Source organism: Peribacillus sp. NPDC056705, assembly GCF_043656335.1.
In genome coordinates, this window is record NZ_JBHTYI010000001.1 from 438,552 (window position 1) to 457,632 (window position 19,081).

A 19,081-nucleotide genomic window follows, 5' to 3' on the forward strand; every position below is an offset into this window, starting at 1 on the left:
AGAGCTATAGGATGAATGATGATCAATATTACATGAAGCTTGCACTGGATCTGGCGGCCAGTGCAAAAGGAAAGACGAACCCGAATCCAGTGGTCGGTGCAGTCATAGTCAAAGACGGCGTGATAGCCGGGACAGGGATCCACCGTAAAGCGGGTGAACCGCATGCGGAAGTGCACGCTTTCAAAATGGCGGGTGAGTATGCAGAAGGTGCAACGCTATATGTGACTCTTGAGCCTTGTTCACATTATGGAAAGACCCCTCCTTGTGCAAATTTGGTGAAAGAATCAGGTGTCCGGAGAGTTGTAGTGGCTACTCAAGATCCGAATCCGGAAGTGGCCGGCAGAGGGATATCGATCATAAAGGAAGCGGGCATTGAAGTGGAAGTTGGCATCCTGGAAAAGGAAGCTCAAAGGCTGAATGAGCGTTTCATTCACAATATGCTGACGAATCGGCCATTTGTCATATCGAAGTATGCGATGACGCTCGATGGAAAACTTGCAACCCACACAGGCCATTCAAAATGGATAACAGGGGAAGAATCACGTCATTCCGTTCATTTGCTGCGTGATGAGGTGGATGCCATTCTTGTTGGTATCGGGACAGTATTGGCCGATGATCCATCACTGACGACCAGACTTCCGGAAGGCGGAGGGAAAAATCCGATCCGGATCATTTTAGACAGTGAATTACGGGTTCCCTTGGATGCCAATGTTGTACAAGTATCAGATGCGAAAACCTTGATTGTAACACAGGAAAATGCACCTGCGGATAAAATGGACCGTTTACGTGAAAAAGGGATCGAATTCATTTTCATCCCCAAAAACGGGACGGGACTGAATCTAAGCGCTTTGATGGAAGAGCTGTATAAAAAGGGGATTACGGATGTCTTGCTGGAAGGCGGAAGCGAAGTGAATGCCTCTTTCCTTAGGGAAGGGCTCATCGATAAATACTTGATTTATATAGCACCTAAATTATTGGGCGGAAGAAACTCATTAACACCGTTTACTGGAATGAATGTGGATACGATGGATGAAGCGATGGATGTTTCCTTCTCTGGCGTGGAAACGTTTGGCGAGGACATACGCATCACGGCTTATCCTAAATTAAAATAGACAACAGGTGAAGAGGCATGTTGGTTAAATCAGATGTATGCATAGTCGGATCAGGACCTGGAGGAGCCCTGTTGGCTTACCTATTGGCCAAGCAGGGCATTTCAGTCGTATTGCTTGAGAGGCATCCTGAGGTTTCAAGGGAGTTCAGGGGCGAGTTCCTGAACGATGAAGGAGAGGGCATTCTTAAAAAACATGGTTTATTCGAGAGTGTGGAAAGACTAGGCTTGCTTAGGATGGAACAAATTGAATATTGGAATGACGGCGAAATATTCAAAAGGATTTTCCCTGAATGGCCTGTCGATCATGTTGGGATACATGTCCCTCAAAATCATCTCCTTACAGCTATATTGAATGAAGCCGAAAAGCTGGACTCTTTTCAATTGATGATGAATACGAGGGTTACGGACTTGATACAGAATGAAATGGGCCGTTTTACAGGTGTCAAGGCTCGAAATGGCGGAAATGACCTGGAAGTGCAAAGTTCATTGATAATCGGAGCGGACGGCAGATTTTCCATCGTTCGAAAAAAAGCGGGGATTCCAGTCGTGATAAAAAATCATGGTTATGATTTACTGTGGGCAAAAATCCCAGCCCCCGAGGGATGGAAGCCTTCAATCAAGATGGCATTGGTCAATGGCTCACAGGTTGCCCTCTTCACTCAGGCTGGAGGTTTCATCCAAATTGGCTGGAATATCGAACATGGTTCGTTTCCGCATTTGCGAAAACAGCATTTTGATCCGTTCATCGAAGATTTGCTTTTTGCCTTTCCTGAATTAAAAAAGGTTGTGAGTGAAAATATCCGCTCTTGGCATGACTTCATTTTATTGGACGTTTACAGTAGCTATTGTGAAACATGGACAAAGGATGGCGTTGCTTTATTAGGTGATGCAGCCCATACGATGACACCTACAGGTGCATTCGGTCTCAATTGTGCCATGAAGGATGCCGATATATTAGCCGAGCTTATTTCTGGATGCATCCTGCAGGGAGATGCTGATTTCCTTGGGCTTAAAATCGCTGAGCCAGAAAGAAAAGCCGAAATTGATAGATTACAGGCCATTCAGGTGGACAAGGAAATTTCCTTCGCATCACAGTTTGCCGCCGCTTATGTTTGAATGGGAGTGAAAGATATGAAATTTGGTTTTGATATTGACGATACCCTTATTAACTTGAGGGAGTTTGCGTTCCATCTTTATAATGAAAAGCTTAATACGAATATAGAGATATCGAAATTCAGAGCTTTAAAGACGTTGGAGATCCATGAAGCTTTCGGGCTTGATAAAGAGGCTGGGGGCAAGATGTGGAACAGCCTTGCCGATGAAGTTTATTATTCATCCTGTCCAGCCTTCGAGGGCGCAGTGGAAACGCTGCAGGAGCTTGAACGCGATGGTCATGAAATCTATTACATCACAGCCAGAAAAGCGGAGCATGGTGAACGGACGAAAAAATGGCTGATTGAAAACGGCTTTCCGGTTAAGGATGACCATTTTTACTGTGGTATGAAGGATCATGAAAAAATTGATACGATCCGCAAATTGGAATTGGATTATTATTTTGATGATAAACCGGCAGTGCTGGAAACTTTATTGGATATTCCAACGAAAGTGTATGCAATAGATAATTCCTATAACAGGGAATTGGATATTCCAAGACTGACAAGCTGGTTTGAATTAAAAGAAATCCTCTCCAAATAATTCAATTCACATTATTGAGGGATGACTTGATAGACTTGGGTCATCCTTTTTTTGTATACTGATATGAATAGTGATTCATTTATTTATAGAAAAAAGTTGGGGGTAATGGGATGGAAAGAAATATTGAACAGTCATTGATCGGCACGCTTGGGATAGAAATGAAAGAAGTCGGTGATGGGAAAGTCATTGCGAAGATGCCTGTAGATGAACGAACTAGGCAGCCGTATGGTTTATTGCACGGGGGAGCGTCCGTTGCCCTTGCTGAATCTGTTGCAAGTTTTGGCGGCATGCAGCTGGTGGATCGTACAAAACAGGCTGTCGTCGGACTTGAAATCAATGCCAATCATGTAAGGGGCGTCCGTTCCGGTTTTGTTACCGCAGAAGGGAACATCCTCCATCGCGGGAAGACGACGATGGTGTGGGACGTGAAAATCCGTGATGAAGAGGATCATCTTATCTGCGTTTCACGCTGTACATTGGCCGTTATCGACTTACCAAAGCCAAAATGAATCAATAGAACAATCGCAATAAAGTGGCGCAATGATCCCACAGTATCCGGTTTAAGTATAATATGGCAGCAGATTATTGTATGAGAAGAGGTGTTTTTATGCTGGTTGGTCATATACAAGAAATCACCCGTCATCCTGTAAAATCATTCACTGGTGAACAGGTACAGAAAACGAGGGTGATGGATTATGGACTATATGGAGATCGCAGCCATGCCTTTAAAGGAAAAAATGGGAAATTCCTGACGATAACCCAAGTCCCGGAAATGGTCCGTTATCAAGCTGCTTTTTCTGGTGAGGAAACCGTTGACCAATATCCGGAAATCAAGGTGAAGACCCCAACAGGACAGGTGCTGACATGGGGAGAGGAAGCCTTTCAGGAGGAAATGGAGCGGTTGTTGAAACAGGAGGCAGCACCAGTTGTTTATCATCCTGCACATATTCCGGTAGGTGCGATTGAAGAAGAAAACATCCTGCTTGTCAGTGATGCCTCGATTGGCGAATTGACAAAGCTTTGGGGAAAAGAACTGGATGGCAGGAGATTCAGGCAAAATTTGGTGCTATCTTTAGTGAACAAAACGCCCTTTTTAGAAGAGCAATGGTTCGGAAAAAGGATTCTAATCGGAAATGAAGTGGAATTGGAGATCAAAAGGTATTGTGAGCGTTGTATGATCATAACGGTCAATCCAAGCGATTCCCATAGAGATCCAACTCTCCTGAAAACTGTCGTCAAGGAAAGGAACAATCATTTTGGCGTATATGCCTCGGTCATCAAAACAGGTGAAATCAGAGTGGGGGACCAGGTATTTTTAAAGGATTGAAACAGAAAAGAGCTGCTCCTGTAATCAGGGCAGCTCTTTTGCATGGCAGGGATCACCGGGTTTTCTTTAAATCATCCTGGACACTCCGATCCCACATCTTGACGCCAGTATGATAAGCCGAGCGCATGATTAAATGTCCGGCAACAGGACTGGTCATGAAGATAAAGATGATCGCGAGCACGACCCGGAAATCGAAATGGCCATGTTCATAGTAAAAATATAACAAGGTGCCGATCAGGATGAACATGATTCCAAGAGTCGAGCTCTTTGAGGCAGCGTGATTTCTTGTATAGACGTCGGGCAGCCGGATGATGCCGAAAGCCGAGACTAAAAAGAGAAAGACTCCCATTAATAGGAATAGGGCTGATAGGATTTCAACGATTGCGGTCATCTTCGATTATCTCCCCTTTCTCAAGGAATTTGGCGAAAGCGACCGTTCCGATGAATGATAGGATCCCGAGCAGTAGAATGGCTTCCAGATATGCGCTTGTATCCATGACAATGGAGGCAAGTGCAACGATTGCGATAAGATTGATTCCCATTGCATCGAGTGCGATGACCCGATCCGGTACGGAAGGCCCTTTGATTAAACGGTATAAGAATCCAATCATGGAAAGCAAAACACCTAGCAACGCGATTTTAAGCATTAGATCGAACATTATTTGCCCACCTCCATAATCGCTTTTTCAAATGTATTCTTAATGCTGTCCACAGCCTCATCTTTGTCGGCAATATCCATCGCGTGGATATAAAGAATCCGATTATCTTCCGATACCTCAACGACAAGTGTTCCTGGTGTAAGTGTAATTAAATTCGATAGTATCGTAATTTCCCAATCCTTAGTCAGCACGGTTTCAAATGCGAATATGCCAGGTCTCATATCCAGGCTCGGTTTAAGCACGGCCTTCAGGACGCTAATGTTGGAAAGTATGAGTTCCCTTGCGAATATGAGGAGCAATAGAACGACGGCATTCACCCTTTTCAAATAAAAACGTTCATTGAAAAAATGACGGAAGACGAACATGATGCCGAGCCCCAATATATATCCGATGATAAAAGTGCTCCCGTTAAACTCATTTTTCAAAAACATCCAGATAACCGCAAGGAACACATTCAATAAAATTTGGAATGACATCAGGCACTACTCCTTTAAAACCGCTTTGTTATAGATTTCGGGATTCATTAATGAATCCACAGCTTGTGTAATGAATGGGTAAATCGATTCAGTTCCTACTCCGAATAAAACGGAAATGATCACAAGTATGACAGCAGGGACCAGCATTTTATTAACCGTTTGATTAGTTAAGGTATAATCAGCTTTCGGAGTTCCCCAAAAGCCATTCATGAATATTTTCATGACGGAATATAGGACCATCAAACTTGAAAGTAAGACAATGGCCATTCCAAAGTAGGCCCCTTTTTCGGCAGCTCCCTGAAGAATCAGGAGCTTGCCGGCAAAACCGCTGAATGGCGGGATTCCCGCCAATGATATGGCAGCTATGAAGAAGGTCCATGCAACGGCCGGGTATTGCTTGATCAAGCCGCCCATGTCCCGCAAATCATCCGATCCGCTGATTTTGATCATGATGCCAACCAGCAGGAAGAGTGCAGCCTTGATCAGCATGTCATGAATGATATATAGAATGGAGCCTGATAAAGCCTGTTCATTCATGACGGAGATGCCGAACAGGATAACCCCGACGGCGATGATGATATTGTAAATGATGATTTTTTTTACATCCCAATAAGCTATCGCACCAATGACACCGATGATGATGGTCAAGATGGCAAGTATCGCAAGGAAAGTATGGGTGAAATCCTGGTCATGATAAAACATGAGTGTATAGGTCCTGAAAATGGAATAGATCCCGACCTTTGTCAGCAATGCCCCGAATAGGGCCATCACGGGAATGGGTGGAGCATAATAGGACCCAGGGAGCCATTGGAAGAGCGGGAAAATGGCTCCCTTCAAACCGAATACGATCAAAAAGCCAATCGCTATCACCGAGACGATACCAGGCTGGTTGACTTCCGCTATCTTCTGGCTGATGTCCGCCATGTTCAATGTTCCTAGAACTGAATAAAGGTACGCCACCATGATGACGAAAAAGGAAGAGGAAAGCACATTGACGATGATATACTTCAATGATTCCCTCAGCTGGATTTTCGTCCCTCCCAGTACAAGCAGCACGTAGGAAGCCATCAGCATGACTTCGAAGAAAACGAATAGATTGAAAAGATCCCCCGTAAGGAAGGCACCGTTTACACCAATCAGCAAAAATTGAAATACAGGATAATAATAATGTCTTTCACGTTCCTCCCCTATGGAATAAAAGGAGTAAAGCAGTATGGCCAATCCAATGATATTCGTGGTCAGTACGAGCAGCGAAGAAAGCATATCTGCGACGATCACGATCCCGAATGGCGCATCCCAGCTGCCGACACCTAAAGTCAAGATCCCTTGAGTATGGACCGTAAACACTAGATAAAGGGAAATCGCAATTCCTATTAGAGAGGAAAAAAGGGATATCCCTCTTTGGAGTTTGATTTTTTTTGCAAAGAAAATGAGAAAGATGCCTGTGAAAAGCGGCCATAAAACAGGCATGAAAGTTAGATTATTCATTCGCTTCCGTACCTCTCATTTCATCCATGTCATCCGTGCCGAGTTCCTGGTAGGTCCGGTAAGCAAGTACCAGCAGAAATGATGTGACCCCGAAACTGATGACGATCGCCGTCAAGATAAGCGCTTGCGGAAGCGGATCGACATAGGATGAGGCTTCATCACTCAGCAATGGAACGGAACCGCCTTTCAAACCGCCCATCGTCAATATCAAAAGGTGGGCGCCGTGACTAAGCAGCCCAGTACCGATTATGATTCTTAAAATGCTTTTGGAAAGCATTAAATATGTCGCACACATAAATAGTATTCCAATGACAATGGCCATTAAAAGTTCCATTATTCACTCTCCCCTATCGTTTGAATAATGGTCATCGTTACACCAACAACCACAAGATAAACACCCAGATCAAAAAGTACCGCGGTATGAAGCGAAATGTGCCCAAGAAGCGGTAAATCAACATAATGATAAACATGTGTCATGAGGGGCACCCCAAACACGAGCCCACCGGCTACGGTCAAGCTGGATATGAGCAAGCCTGAACCGATCATTAACTTATAGTCAATCGGCAAGATGCCGGTAACGGTCTTAATGTCGAAAGCGAGCAACAGCAGGACTATGGCGGCTGAAGTCATTAAACCGCCGACAAACCCGCCTCCTGGCGAATAATGCCCGCCTAAAAAGATGGCAACCGCGAACAGCAGGATAACAAAGGCGGCGACTTTCGTAACCGTTTGAAGAATTAGGTCATTTTGCTTCATGATTTATCTTTCCTCCCCGTCAAACGCAGTTTGATCATCGCGAATATTCCGAGCGCAGCGATGGAAAGGACAGTGATTTCAAACATTGTATCAAGTCCGCGGAAGTCAACGAGAATGACGTTCACGACGTTTTTTCCGCCTGCTTCCTTATAAGCATTTTCAAGATAGTAATTTGATATGGAATCAAATAGTTTGTGGCTATGTGCCGATAAGGCAATCAATGTCACGATGACTCCTACACCAATGGATATCAACGCGTTATTCAGCTTGAATGTCATCCGTTCTTCCTTTCTGCTTGCCATTAATGGAAGGTGGAAGAAACAGAGCAAAAACAAGGATACCGAAATCGTTTCGATGACTAGTTGGGTCAGGGCTAAATCTGGTGCCCGCAGCAAAACGAAAAATAAGGAAATCGTATAACCGACCGCTCCTAAGATGATAATGGAAGTTAAACGGGATCTTGCAAACAGAATGGCGATCGAGCCAATTACGATGATCGCAGCCAATATCAATTCATAGAGGCCGATCCGGGCAAAGTTCCCTGTATCCAATTTAAATGCATCCTTCCAATATAGCGTAAAGCCCAATGAGAGAATGAAGAAAAGAAAGATTGAAAGCAGATATGTCCGAATATAACCTGTCATTAAAAATTTCATGACGGATGATGCTGAGCGATCGAGCCCTCTAACCCCGTTATCATACAAAGCATTCAGGGAGATGCGTTCAGGAATCCATCTTGTGATCTTCTGCCACTTCGGAAGCGTTTTGTATAAAAGAATTCCAAATGCTATGATGCCGACGGTCATCCATACTTCAGGATTGAATCCATGCCAGAAGGCGATATGAACTTGGAAATCGGGACCCGCCAAGCTAGGCTGTATGCTGGCTACCGCAGGTTCAATGATCCGTGAAGATAGCAAGTTTGGAAAAATACCGAAAACGATGACCAACGAAGCAAGGATGATCGGGGATATCAGCATCCCGACCGGTGCCTCGTGGGGCCTCTTGTCCAATAGTTGCAACTGAAGTTTGCCTGTAAAGGGTTTGAGCACGACGATCATGCTATATATAAAAGTGAATACACTGGCTACCCATGCCGCCACAGGGAAAAGGACCCCCCATGTCTCCATATTGAAGATATTCAATTCCAATACATTCACCATGCTGGCCAAGAACATTTCCTTGCTCAAAAAACCATTGAAGGGCGGAAGTCCAGCCATTGAAAAAGCGCCTATGACAGCGACGGTGAAAGTGATCGGCATCACCTGCATCAATCCGCCGAGCTTTCTGATATCACGTGTACCGGTTTCATGGTCAATGATGCCGGCAACCATGAAAAGGCTGCCTTTAAAGGTCGCATGATTAATCAAGTGGAATACTGCAGCAACCGTGGCTGCCAAGTATATATTTTCCCCAAAAGATTCATAGTGGAGGGCCGCTGCACCAAGTCCCAAAAGCGACATGATCAATCCGAGCTGACTGATGGTGGAAAAAGCGAGAATACCCTTTAAATCAGTCTGCTTGATTGCTGAGAATGAGCCCCAGAACAGGGTGATCAATCCGGCGATCGAGACGAGCCAGAACCATAATCCTGATTCTGCAAAGACAGGGCTTAATCGGGCTACCAAATAAATTCCGGCCTTGACCATTGTGGCGGAATGAAGATAAGCACTGACCGGTGTCGGGGCTTCCATTGCGTCAGGAAGCCAAATATGGAACGGGAACTGTGCAGATTTGGTGAACGCTCCAAGCAGCACAAGCAAAAGTGCAGGAATGAAGAGCGAGTGGTCCATAAGTTCCCCGCTTTGGGCAATCAATTCACGAATGCTGAATGTATTCCCCATAATGGAAAGGAGAATGATGCCGCCAAGCAAGCTTAAGCCGCCAAGCACAGTGATCAAAAGGGATTTCTGCGCCCCATAACGTGAACGCTCCCTTTCATTCCAATATCCTATCAAGAGAAAAGATGATAAACTCGTAAATTCCCAAAATGAATAAAGAACAATTAGATTATCGGATAAGACGACACCAAGCATCGCTCCCATGAAAAGCAAAAGGAAGACGTAAAATTGGTTCAGCTTTTCTTTCTCTTTCGATAAATAGAAAATTGAATAAAGAACGACGAGTGAACCTATACCTGTAATGAGTAAGGCGAACAAAAGGCCTAGTCCATCTATATAGAAATCAACATGAATTCCGAGAGAAGGAATCCATGTAGCGCTTTCCATAATGATATCCCCTTGTTTGGTCACGGAAATGAACCTTGAAAAATACGTGAAAAGGAGAATCGGTAAAATCAATACAAACCATCCTGTATGTATTTGTCGGAATAGTTTGTATAATATTGGTACGATGATTGCTAATAGAAACGGTGATAATACCGCCCAATGAAGTAAAGACATAAACTCCCTCCCTTTTTTAAAACGAAGTCAGTCGTCTTATTATGCTTTTTTTGAGCAATCCTAGACGTTAGGAAATCTTCGCTGAATATGTATTTTTTTATCGAATACTTGCCTCGCTTAAAAGTATAACGCAATTTATGTGGGTTTGCATGGCTTTGAAAACGGTGAAGGCTAACTTGAACGAAGTTTTATATATAGGTAGAAAAGGAGGGGGAACAGACCTGAAAAATTTATTAAAAAAATTTTCTTAAGGGTGAATTAATAGAGTATCCATTGAGAAAAAGTGGGTTATCTAGCATAATATAGGATAAAAGGCGCGCGGATGGAAAAATCATGAAAAACACATATTTACTTAGCTATTTACCAATCATTTCAATCTTATTATTCAGCCTCTCCTTTGCCATTTATGGGGAAATGCAAATGCTCAAGTTATTTGGGAATTTGGGAATTTGGGAATCTATTAAGGGATGCTTGAGTTCTTTTCTGAAACCGGCATCAAACTGGCGCTGCTGATCGTATTGCTCCTATCATTCTTCATGGTTCTCGCTGCATTGAAGCTGATCTCCGATACGATATTGGAGCTGTCTTTATTATTCTTTTCCAAGGATTCGGAGGGTAAAGCCCTTACCAGTGTAAGAAAGGGAGCGGTCATATATGTGATTGGCGGTGCCTGTTCATTGTTCAGTGTTCAATTCATCATCGGGCTTGGGTCGATCTTTATCGCAACGAATATTGTGGCTTTAATTTATTTTGTCAATAAGTTAAGCCCAAGCCTGGACTTATCGAGGCTGGTGGGATTGGTCTTCTTTCCAATCTTCGCTTGGACGGCACTGATTTCAATTGTCGCTTATGCGGGATTGAAGCTTTATAACAGCGTTATTGCAAGTCTTCCCATATAGCAAAAAAGAAGGTGCCAACTCGGCACCTTCTTTTTTCATTCGGCAGTCTGGCTGATATCCTTCCAAATCAATACATGGGGTGAGTGTGAATAGATGGATTGCAGAGTGGATGGCTTGTCTCTCCCAACCCAAACCCCCGTTGTATAGTTTGCTGTCAGACCGACAAACCATATGTCTTTCACGTCATTGGTCGTACCGGTTTTCCCGCCGACATAATCCGTAGGAAAGTAGGCTTTGCGGGCTGTCCCGGAAAGGGACGTTTCGTGGAGCAGCTGCAGCATCTTGGCTACGGTGCCTTTGCTCCATATCTCCTTGGAACGGTCTTTCCATTTATAAAGGACTTTACCTTCTTGATCGGTGACTTTAGTAATGGCCCGCGCTGGCTGATAGTTTCCGTCATTGAAGGAAGTATAGGCATCCGTCAGTTCTAGGGGGCTCATGCCATATTCGAATCCGCCTATGGCCGAACTTGTATGGTGGTCTTTTTTTGCTCACCTTTTTAAAGTCGAAAGCATCCAGGTACTTGAAACTCGTCTCAACCCCCGTCTTTTCAAAAAGCCTTATGGCGGGTGTGTTATAGGATTGAGCGAAGGCAGTTCTTATTGAGACCATCCCGTAGCTGTCACAGCTATAATTCTTTGGGCAATAGCTATTGCTGCAATAGCTTGCTCCACTAACGAGCTGATTGATGTCTGCATCCGTTTCTTCTAATTAGGGAGCATAATCGAGAAGTGGCTTAATGGCTGACCCTGGCTGCCTATAGCTTTGGTATGCCCGATTGAAAGAATTTTTTTTATAATCCTTTCCCCCAATCAAAGAGACAAGCTCGTGCGTATGATGCTGTATAACCACTAAAGCTCCCTCGATATCATTGACACCGAGTTTTGATTGAACAGCAGTCTTTGACTGTGTTTGCAGTTTAGTATCGAGGGCGGTATGGATGGTTACACCGGAATTCAAAAGCTTTTTTATCTTTTTATCCAGCTCGGATTCTGCCTGCTTACGGATAGCGATATCAGGGCTTTGCAGAGTTTTGTCGAGACCCTCGGAGGATGCAACCAGGTTTTTCAATTCCTGATGAACATACGCCACGTAATCGGGATATAAGTCGACTGGGGTGGACAAGTCTAATTTAATCTTACTTTTGATAAGTTTTTCGTACTCGTCCTGTTTTAAATCACCTTTGGCCACCATTTGTTTCAGTAATATCTCCTGACGCTGTTTCGTTGCATCGAAATGTTTAAGAGGTATAGTTTTCCGGATTATTAGGGATTGCGGCCAGGAAGGCAAGTTCCGCCTTGGATAACTCTCCAGTCGGTTTACTGAAATAATATTGGGAAGCAGCTTCGATTCCATATGCGCCATTACTGAAATATATGGCATTCAAATACAGCTCCATGATTTCCGGTTTTGATTTTTTTCTCTCTATCTGATGGGCATAAATGAGCTCACTGAGTTTTCGGTTATACAACCTATTGTGTGAGAGATAAACATTCCTGGCCAGTTGCTGGGTAATGGTACTGCCGCCTTGTTCGATTGTTTTATTTTGTGAATTGATAAGAAGCGCCCTGCTTATGCCGGATATATCAACGCCTGCATGATCATAAAATTTCTGATCCTCTGTAACGATGAACAGATTTTCCAGGAAAGGGGTGATGTCTTCAAGTTTTAGGTAAGTTCGTTTCTCACCAGTGGAAATTTCACTGATGACTTTCCATTTGCGGCCTTCATGTAACTATAGCCAGTTTTATCGATTCAATGGGAATTCGCTCGTCGAGTACATGATAGGGAGATTGCGCTACGGACCACTCCCGATAAGAAAGGAAAATGGAAAAGATCAGTATGGGAACTAAGAGGAAAATCGTGATATAACCAAGATACGTGCGCATAGTTCAACTTCCTCACTAATATATTTTTAGTATGTCCTTGGATTGAAGGGATGAAAAAATGGTACTTTTGGTCCACTCATCCATCATAATCCATATATGGTAGACAATAAAGAGTTTTGGGTAAATTAGGTATGACGTCAGGGTCCGTATCCGAATGGTATGTTACGATCCTAAGAAAAAATTTCTAAATCTTCTGTTATAATGAGAAAAAAACCATTTTTTGTTTATATGTTGATGTCAGGAATATGAAGGGGGTCATAAAAATGGAGGAACAACAGCAATATGTATTCATTGATTTTGAATTTACGATGCCGGAAGGAAAAGCCAATCCAGTAGGGTTTTATCCAGAAATCATTGAGGTTGGTTTAGTCACCGTCCTTAATGAGACCATTCAGGAACAATTCTCATCTTTTGTTAACCCGATGAAATTTCCAGTTTTGACGGGGAGATGCAAGAAGTTCTTGAACATTGCCCAGGATCAGGTGGACCGGGGGATTTCATTTGAAGAGCTGGTCACTTTATTGAAGAAAATAGATGAACAGCACCCGACGACGATTGTTACATGGGGAAATATGGACATGAAGGTGCTTCGCCAGAACTGTCAGAAAGCAGGGTTGGATTTCCCTTTTTCAGGGAAACAAGTTGATCTTTGCCTGGAGTATAAACGCTTTTTCGGGGATCAAAACCAAACCGGACTTTGGAAAGCTGTACAGGCCTATGGAAAAGAAGGGACAGGTAAGCATCACAGGGCGTTGGATGATGCCATTACGACATATAATATCTTTAAGTTAGTAGAGAAAGATAAAAGTTATATGAAAAACCATGAACCGACGACAATTGGCGATCGCATTGATTTATCAAAGGTATTGAATCATTTAGCGTTATAAAAGCCAAATCATATACTACTGATTTGGCTTTTATCATGTTTTATTTGAAATAGTCTGCTGCTAGATCTTCAAGCAACTGTAAGCTTTTATCATTCCACTCTGTTTGGGCTTCGCTTAAAGTGCTTTTCATTTTCTCAACAGCTTCTCTTAAGGATTCCTTATACTCAGGAATCTCCTCATCAAAGTTCTTTACCATATTCTTCGGGACATTGGTTTGCTCCCGGAATGCCAGAGCACGCCGCTGATGGAACATGGACACTTCCGTTTGCTTCGGGTTATGAAGATCTCCCTGCATGGGATGCTTCAAGACAGCCAACACTTTAACAAGATATGCTGCAGGTCTGATATCGGTGACTTCCCCGATGTATTTTCCAGTTTTATATATGGCGGTAACCTTATCGCCTATTTTAAAATCCTGTTCTGACATTTCCCTACCACCTTTCTTTTAACTTCCTTCATGATACATAAGAACAACGACTTTTCACAGCGAATTTGTTCAATTTCGTAAAGATGCTTTTTTTATGAAAATCGTGTAAAGTGTACAAATGAAGATGGAAAATGGTGTTTCATGCCATTTTATTTTAAAAAGAAAGAGGTTATATACAATGACAAACTTTCCACAATTAACAAGTGAAGTTTTGGAAAACGAAAAAGCGGTCATCATGCAAACGACGATGGGCGATATTAAAATTAAACTATTCCCTGAACTGGCTCCAAAGACAGTGGAGAATTTCCTGACACATGCTGAAAACGGTTATTACGAAGGAATCATCTTCCACCGTGTCATCAAGGATTTCATGCTTCAAGGCGGAGATCCGACAGGGACTGGAATGGGTGGAGAAAGTATCTGGGGAGCCCCATTTGAGGACGAGTTCTCCATGCAATTATTCAATTTGCGCGGAGCTCTTTCCATGGCTAATGCAGGCCCGGGAACAAACGGCAGCCAATTCTTCGTCGTACAAGCCCAGCATGTGGACAGCAGGATGGGTGAGCAAATGAAGCAAGCCGGTTATCCGGAGGAAATCATCAGTGCATATATGGAACAAGGAGGCACACCATGGCTGGATCATAAACACTCTGTTTTTGGACAAGTGGTCGAAGGCATGGACGTTGTTGATACGATTGCCAACGTGGAGACAGTTGCGGGAGACAAGCCAGCAGTGGACGTGGTCATAAAAGGGATCACCATATTATAAATAAAAGAAAAGCGGGGGGCTTACTGCCTCTCGTTTTTTTATGTTTTAGTGGATTACGCCCACTAGTGGATTGTTCTGGTAATTGATATAATGGGATAATGCAGTTTAATTCCCTATCAGGAAGGATGTATCGGATGGATTTTCTCAATCATGCTTTACTGGGTTTGTTTCTTTACTTTCCAGAAGACAAGACTGAATATATCTCGGCTGGTATAACCTGCTTCATTTTTTTAGTGGCAGCTGTTTTTACGATGAGGGCAATTATAAGATATTCAAAAAAGGAAGAAATGAAAACCAAGCAATTCGAAGATGAAGTCACCAAAAGGAACCAGCGAATGAAGGATGATACCATTTCTTGATCCTGGAAATGCCAGCAATTGCGAGTATCTGAATATGAATGGTATTATGTTCTTGTTAGAAGGTAGAGAAGAATTAAATGTTCCCTTATCAGCATAAGCATTTTATACTATAAACATAGAGATAGATAGAAATTTTGGGGGCGTAATTGGTTATGCAAATCATAGCGAAAAGAATGATTGCGGCAGATACGGTTAAGGACTTTTTCATTCAGCACTGGGAGACGACTCAAGTCGTTTTTTCAAGAGGCTTGTTTCATTATGCGGAACTTGAGGGTGTTGGGGTGATGGACGAGAATGAAAAAATCACGGGGTTGGGAACATACAAATTATCCGGCCATGTTTGTCAGATCATCTCTTTGAATAGTGAGCATGAGAATCAAGGTGTGGGCTCATCGTTGCTTTACGTGATGGAAAATATCGCTAAGGAAAAAAATTGCCATATTATTAAAGCGATTACAACGAACGATAATCTACAGGCATTGAAGTTTTTTCAAAAGCGTGGTTATGTCATCTCGGAAATCGTTAAAAATGCCGTTGAAGAATCACGGAAAATCAAGCCCGAAATACCATTTTACAGTTTTGATGGAATTCCGATCAGAGACGAGATAATACTGGAGAAATACTTATAATAAGGTGAGATTCACCTGGATTTTGATAGGGGGAATAGGGATGTTTAAGAAAATGGCGGCGGATGCCCTTGGTCTTAGTGATATTGGAAGTGTGATTAAGCCTGCTGATTATGACAAGGTGGATGCAGATGACTATATCATGCATGAAGATGGGGAAAAAATTTATTTCCTGATCAAATCGAAAACCGATGAGTATTGTTTTACGAATCAGGCTTTCATACATTTGGACGGCACAAGTGCCATAAGCAAAAAGCGCACACTTACAAGGTATAGCTACAGCCAGCATAATATTTCCAACGCTACACTTGAAACCGCAGGGACCGTGGATTTGGATGCGGAAATTAAATTTTCGATCGGTGCAAAGACTTTCTCGATTGATGTCCATAAGAAATTCATTGAAGAATTAAAAGACTTATTCAAATCACTCGTGAAAATCTCGGAAATTTGCCATGAGAATGAGTATGCCCTTCAATATGCCCAGCAAAGCGTAAACCTTGCTTCTTCCACTTTGAACCAGGTTCGAACTGATGGAAGCCAAATGGCTGCAAGTTTCAAGGAAATTAATTCTGCAGCTTTCGAATGGTTGATGGATAGCCGGAAAAAGTACCATGTTAAAGATTTCGGCTTTGTTTTCGAGAAATATATCAATAATTAAAAAAGGAGGCGAACACGGAATGTGTCCGCCTTCTTTTTTAATTGTTCAAATCACTCAAGCCAGGGCTCATGATCATAAACCCATGATCCATTCCATGGATTGCCGCCAGCATCGACAGGAAGGGATGCTTTCGCACCAATGATGAAGTGATGGGGGTTTGCGCCGCCTTTGATGACTTCATCCAATGGGGCGCCGTCGATAGCGGAATCTCCAGGCATATTCCCGCCAGCACCATTCAGCAGCTGATTGATGGTTGATTGGACAAGTTCAATGTGGCTAAGTTCCTCCAAGAAAACTCCACGGAGTAAATCGCGATATTGTTTAGCCTTGCCGCGGAAGTTTGCGCTTTGGAAAGAATACTGCATCATCGTCCGCATTTCACCGAATTGTCCTCCAAGCGTTTCCTGAAGTACTTTTGCTGCATTCGGATCAGGCTTATCGGGAACAATCATATTGATTAAGTCTTCTTTGTAGAAATCCTTGAAGTTAATATTTCTAAGTTAGCTTCTGTTATCTGAATTAAATTATCCCTAAGGTAAAAAGTACCTTTATGGAATGGCGGGATGAGAGAAATACTAGAGGGAAGAACGATTTTGAAAGGATGTTGCACATGCTATCCAATCAGCGGCTTAAAGAATTTCAACAGCAATTGCAGCAATCGAAGCAAGAGTTGGAAGAGCGATTAAATGATTCAGGCAACTACGATTTAAGAAGAAGTTTGGAGGATTCGACAGGTGAGTTATCGAGTTACGATAATCATCCCGGAGATGAAGGAACCGAGTTATATGAACGGGAAAAGGATTTGGCCCTTTCCGAGCATGATCGCGATGAAATAAGGGATATTGAACGAGCTCTTTCCGCCATCGAGGCTGGTGTGTATGGAAAGTGTGAGGTTTGTTCAAAGGAAATACCTCTTGAACGTTTGAAAGCCATCCCTACCACGACTTATTGTGTCGAACATACCCCATCACAGGAAACTTCGGACAATCGGCCGGTGGAAGAGGAAGTGCTGGGACCCCCATTTGGAAAGTTCGATTATGATGACCGTCACGAATCGGTTGCATACGATGCGGAGGATTCTTGGCAGGATGTTGCCAGTTATGGAACATCTGAATCGCCTTCCGATTTTGTAAATCCGCCAAACGATTACGAAGATATGTATGTCGAGTCCGAGGAAAATATCGGATATGTCGAAAATTATGAAAACTTCGTTGGTGTGGATCTATACGGTAAAGAGATAACGGTTTATCCAAACTCCCAATATCAAGAATTGAAAGAAGAACTTTTTGAAGAAAATATTCAAACCTCGTTTGGGGATTTGCCACGATATGAGCATGATCCTTATGTCGATGAAGAGAAAGAATGAAAAAGAAGAACCAGGATTCTAATCCTGGTTCTTCTTTTTATTTATGAAAACGCCAATTTCAAACGGTTTAGCCCTTCCATCAGGACGCTGCGTGAACAACCGAGATTCATTCGGACGAAACCTTCCCCGCCAGGTCCATATTTTGAACCAGGTTCCAATGCGAGCTTCCCTTGATGGATCAGTCGATCCTTGATTTCCTTGTCGGTCAATCCAAAATCACGGCAGTCAATCCATAAAAGGTAAGAAGCTTCCGGATGCATGACATGCAGTGAAGGAATTTCGGCAGCAATGAATTCCTCTGCCACTTTTATATTTTCCTCAATATAGCCAATCATTTCTTCAAGCCATTCCAGGCCCTCTCGATAAGCGGCTTCCATTGCTGTTAAGGCAAAGATGTTAAGACCATGGAAGGCCAGTTTCGTTTGCGCCTTTTGCAGTTGCTTCTGCAATTTTTCATTACTGGCGATCAGGAATGAAGCCTGAATGCCGGCAATATTGAATGTTTTGCTTGGTGCCATCAATGTAACGGTTATGTCCGCCAAATTTTTTGAAAGCGAGCCGATCGGATAATGCCTTGATGTTTTATGGAATAAGTCAGCATGTATCTCATCACTGACGATGACTACGTTATATTTTGCACATAACTCCCCGATTCGTAACAGTTCGCCCTTTGTCCAAATGCGTCCGCCCGGGTTATGCGGACTGCAAAAAAGGAATAGCTTCACTCCGCTTTTCAGCTTGTCCTCAAAATCGGTGAAATCAATCTCGAAGCGGTCCTCTTTCATGATAAGGGGACTATTGACCACGACCCGGTCATTATTTTTGATCATATCAAAAAAGGGGGTATAGACTGGAGATTGTAACAATATTTTATCGCCCGGGTACGTGAATGCTTGGATCGTTGTACCGATTGCAGAAACGACGCCAGAGCTAAATGAAATCCACTCTTTATCGATTTGCCAGGAGTGCCGGTCTTTAAGCCAGCTTTGAATTTCGGTGAAAACCGTTCCAGAAGGGACCGTATAACCGAAAATTGGATGGTTCAAACGTTCCATCAATGCCTTTTGAATGCCCTCAGGAGATGGGAAGTCCATATCGGCAACCCACATTGGGAGAACATCTTCGCGACCATATAATGATGTGAGCGAGTTTTTATCCCATTTTGCAGACCCTGAGTTTTCCCTGTTTATTTGTTCTTCGAATATTGACTTGTTCAAAATATCCACCACCGAATAAAAATTTGTCATTTCGCGAAAAGCTTGTTGTTATGATACTATGAAATCATGT

The 19,081-nt window shown here is 43.0% G+C and carries 24 protein-coding genes and 1 pseudogene; 12 read left to right on the forward strand and 13 right to left on the reverse strand.

The annotated features are described in order from the left end of the window. The first annotated feature begins 11 nt into the window (after positions 1-11). The 5 genes from ribD (at position 12) to ACFRAK_RS02110 (ending at position 4,133) form a co-directional block, all read left to right on the forward strand. Positions 12-1,112, forward strand: a complete 1,101-nt coding sequence (ribD, locus tag ACFRAK_RS02090; protein ID WP_387706081.1) for a bifunctional diaminohydroxyphosphoribosylaminopyrimidine deaminase/5-amino-6-(5-phosphoribosylamino)uracil reductase RibD — start codon at positions 12-14, stop codon at positions 1,110-1,112. Positions 1,113-1,129: 17 nt separating this feature from the next. Then, entirely contained in the window at positions 1,130-2,227 is a 1,098-nt protein-coding gene (locus tag ACFRAK_RS02095; RefSeq protein ID WP_394571219.1) for an FAD-dependent monooxygenase, read from the forward strand. 15 nt (positions 2,228-2,242) lie between these two features. Further along, the gene (locus tag ACFRAK_RS02100) at positions 2,243-2,806 is read left to right on the forward strand and encodes a 5' nucleotidase, NT5C type (RefSeq protein WP_387603970.1); all 564 of its coding nucleotides are present in this window, start codon (positions 2,243-2,245) and stop codon (positions 2,804-2,806) included. A 110-nt stretch (positions 2,807-2,916) separates the two neighbouring features. After that, complete coding sequence (locus ACFRAK_RS02105) at positions 2,917-3,315, forward strand: hotdog fold thioesterase (protein WP_260285699.1); 399 nt, start codon at positions 2,917-2,919, stop codon at positions 3,313-3,315. 98 nt (positions 3,316-3,413) lie between these two features. Further along, a complete protein-coding gene (locus ACFRAK_RS02110; protein ID WP_387706077.1) occupies positions 3,414-4,133 on the forward strand; it encodes an MOSC domain-containing protein in 720 nt (239 codons plus the stop codon). 52 nt (positions 4,134-4,185) lie between these two features. Here the strand turns inward: ACFRAK_RS02110 and mnhG are convergent, their stop codons facing one another. The 7 genes from mnhG to ACFRAK_RS02145 are packed head-to-tail and all read right to left on the reverse strand — an operon-like array spanning position 4,186 to position 9,914. Continuing rightward, a complete protein-coding gene (gene mnhG / locus ACFRAK_RS02115) occupies positions 4,186-4,524 on the reverse strand; it encodes a monovalent cation/H(+) antiporter subunit G (protein ID WP_076368132.1) in 339 nt (112 codons plus the stop codon). After that, the gene (locus ACFRAK_RS02120) at positions 4,508-4,780 is read right to left on the reverse strand and encodes a Na(+)/H(+) antiporter subunit F1 (protein WP_394571234.1); all 273 of its coding nucleotides are present in this window, start codon (positions 4,778-4,780) and stop codon (positions 4,508-4,510) included. The genes mnhG and ACFRAK_RS02120 overlap by 17 nt, the downstream gene beginning before the upstream one ends. An 11-nt stretch (positions 4,781-4,791) precedes the next feature. Continuing rightward, positions 4,792-5,268 (reverse strand): Na+/H+ antiporter subunit E, encoded by a 477-nt coding sequence (locus tag ACFRAK_RS02125; protein ID WP_076368131.1) that lies wholly within the window; start codon positions 5,266-5,268, stop codon positions 4,792-4,794. A gap of 6 nt (positions 5,269-5,274) precedes the next feature. Beyond that, positions 5,275-6,756 carry a Na+/H+ antiporter subunit D gene (locus ACFRAK_RS02130; protein ID WP_349728815.1) on the reverse strand — a complete coding sequence of 494 codons (1,482 nt, stop codon included), beginning with the start codon at positions 6,754-6,756 and terminating at the stop codon, positions 5,275-5,277. After that, on the reverse strand, positions 6,749-7,090 hold the full coding sequence (locus ACFRAK_RS02135; RefSeq protein WP_387603964.1) for a Na(+)/H(+) antiporter subunit C: 342 nt from the start codon (positions 7,088-7,090) through the stop codon (positions 6,749-6,751). The genes ACFRAK_RS02130 and ACFRAK_RS02135 overlap by 8 nt, the downstream gene beginning before the upstream one ends. Continuing rightward, the gene (locus ACFRAK_RS02140) at positions 7,090-7,512 is read right to left on the reverse strand and encodes a Na(+)/H(+) antiporter subunit B (RefSeq protein ID WP_260285694.1); all 423 of its coding nucleotides are present in this window, start codon (positions 7,510-7,512) and stop codon (positions 7,090-7,092) included. Before ACFRAK_RS02140 ends, ACFRAK_RS02135 begins: the two co-directional genes overlap by 1 nt. Beyond that, complete coding sequence (locus tag ACFRAK_RS02145; RefSeq protein ID WP_394571220.1) at positions 7,509-9,914, reverse strand: Na+/H+ antiporter subunit A; 2,406 nt, start codon at positions 9,912-9,914, stop codon at positions 7,509-7,511. The genes ACFRAK_RS02140 and ACFRAK_RS02145 overlap by 4 nt, the downstream gene beginning before the upstream one ends. A gap of 467 nt (positions 9,915-10,381) precedes the next feature. Here ACFRAK_RS02145 and ACFRAK_RS02150 point away from each other — a divergent pair, with 467 nt between their 5' ends. After that, the gene (locus ACFRAK_RS02150) at positions 10,382-10,813 is read left to right on the forward strand and encodes a DUF5366 family protein (protein WP_387603955.1); all 432 of its coding nucleotides are present in this window, start codon (positions 10,382-10,384) and stop codon (positions 10,811-10,813) included. A 35-nt stretch (positions 10,814-10,848) separates the two neighbouring features. On the opposite strand, the gene ACFRAK_RS02155 is transcribed toward ACFRAK_RS02150, so the two are convergent. From ACFRAK_RS02155 to ACFRAK_RS02165, 3 genes are all read right to left on the reverse strand, one after another. Beyond that, positions 10,849-11,253, reverse strand: coding sequence for a hypothetical protein (locus tag ACFRAK_RS02155; protein WP_394571221.1), 405 nt, complete (start codon positions 11,251-11,253; stop codon positions 10,849-10,851). Positions 11,254-12,053: 800 nt separating this feature from the next. Beyond that, entirely contained in the window at positions 12,054-12,521 is a 468-nt protein-coding gene (locus ACFRAK_RS02160) for a transglycosylase domain-containing protein (RefSeq protein WP_394571235.1), read from the reverse strand. A 19-nt stretch (positions 12,522-12,540) separates the two neighbouring features. Next, positions 12,541-12,702, reverse strand: coding sequence for a hypothetical protein (locus tag ACFRAK_RS02165; protein WP_387705507.1), 162 nt, complete (start codon positions 12,700-12,702; stop codon positions 12,541-12,543). A gap of 263 nt (positions 12,703-12,965) precedes the next feature. Here ACFRAK_RS02165 and kapD point away from each other — a divergent pair, with 263 nt between their 5' ends. Then, positions 12,966-13,589, forward strand: a complete 624-nt coding sequence (gene kapD / locus ACFRAK_RS02170; protein WP_387603945.1) for a 3'-5' exonuclease KapD — start codon at positions 12,966-12,968, stop codon at positions 13,587-13,589. A 40-nt stretch (positions 13,590-13,629) separates the two neighbouring features. On the opposite strand, the gene kapB is transcribed toward kapD, so the two are convergent. Further along, the gene (kapB, locus tag ACFRAK_RS02175; protein WP_260285688.1) at positions 13,630-14,016 is read right to left on the reverse strand and encodes a kinase-associated lipoprotein KapB; all 387 of its coding nucleotides are present in this window, start codon (positions 14,014-14,016) and stop codon (positions 13,630-13,632) included. A gap of 178 nt (positions 14,017-14,194) precedes the next feature. Here kapB and ACFRAK_RS02180 point away from each other — a divergent pair, with 178 nt between their 5' ends. From ACFRAK_RS02180 to ACFRAK_RS02195, 4 genes are all read left to right on the forward strand, one after another. Beyond that, entirely contained in the window at positions 14,195-14,785 is a 591-nt protein-coding gene (locus ACFRAK_RS02180; protein WP_034310270.1) for a peptidylprolyl isomerase, read from the forward strand. Positions 14,786-14,919: 134 nt separating this feature from the next. Beyond that, positions 14,920-15,144, forward strand: a complete 225-nt coding sequence (locus ACFRAK_RS02185) for a hypothetical protein (RefSeq protein ID WP_192206910.1) — start codon at positions 14,920-14,922, stop codon at positions 15,142-15,144. A gap of 152 nt (positions 15,145-15,296) precedes the next feature. After that, positions 15,297-15,773 carry a GNAT family N-acetyltransferase gene (locus tag ACFRAK_RS02190; protein ID WP_387603940.1) on the forward strand — a complete coding sequence of 159 codons (477 nt, stop codon included), beginning with the start codon at positions 15,297-15,299 and terminating at the stop codon, positions 15,771-15,773. A gap of 40 nt (positions 15,774-15,813) precedes the next feature. Next, the gene (locus tag ACFRAK_RS02195; protein WP_098371437.1) at positions 15,814-16,428 is read left to right on the forward strand and encodes a PH domain-containing protein; all 615 of its coding nucleotides are present in this window, start codon (positions 15,814-15,816) and stop codon (positions 16,426-16,428) included. A 68-nt stretch (positions 16,429-16,496) separates the two neighbouring features. Here ACFRAK_RS02195 and ACFRAK_RS02200 read toward each other — a convergent pair. Further along, positions 16,497-16,919 (reverse strand): annotated as a pseudogene (locus tag ACFRAK_RS02200) (manganese catalase family protein); the annotation flags it as partial. A 119-nt stretch (positions 16,920-17,038) separates the two neighbouring features. Between ACFRAK_RS02200 and ACFRAK_RS02205 the strand changes: the two are divergent. Beyond that, entirely contained in the window at positions 17,039-17,794 is a 756-nt protein-coding gene (locus ACFRAK_RS02205) for a TraR/DksA C4-type zinc finger protein (protein WP_387603937.1), read from the forward strand. A 41-nt stretch (positions 17,795-17,835) separates the two neighbouring features. Here ACFRAK_RS02205 and ACFRAK_RS02210 read toward each other — a convergent pair whose 3' ends face one another. Further along, positions 17,836-19,011 carry a MalY/PatB family protein gene (locus ACFRAK_RS02210; protein WP_387705510.1) on the reverse strand — a complete coding sequence of 392 codons (1,176 nt, stop codon included), beginning with the start codon at positions 19,009-19,011 and terminating at the stop codon, positions 17,836-17,838. Positions 19,012-19,081: the final 70 nt, after the last annotated feature.